Source organism: Streptomyces sp. NRRL F-2664, assembly GCF_000719345.1.
GTDB lineage: Bacteria > Actinomycetota > Actinomycetes > Streptomycetales > Streptomycetaceae > Streptomyces.
In genome coordinates, this window is record NZ_JOFX01000521.1 from 1 (window position 1) to 276 (window position 276).

Below are 276 nucleotides of genomic sequence, written 5' to 3' on the forward strand. Positions count from 1 at the left end.
TCGACGCTCCAGCCCTTCTCGGAGATCCAGTTCAGGAACGCGACGTCCTGGGTGTTGCCCTTCTGCGGGGTGGCGATCCTCTTGCCCTTGAGGTCGTCCGGGGTCTTGATCCGGTCCGGGTTCACCACCAGCTTCACGCCGCCCGAGGCGGAGCCGGAGATGATCCGCAGGTTGGCGCCCTTGGACTTGACGTAGCCGTTGATGGACGGCGAGGGGCCGATGAAGCCGATGTCGAGGGAACCGCCGTTGAGGGCCTCGATCTCGGACGGGCCCGCG

The 276-nt window shown here is 66.7% G+C and carries 1 pseudogene; it reads right to left on the reverse strand.

Going from position 1 to position 276, the window contains the following annotated elements:
• Positions 1–276: pseudogene (locus IF89_RS0136800) on the reverse strand (sulfate ABC transporter substrate-binding protein); the annotation flags it as partial.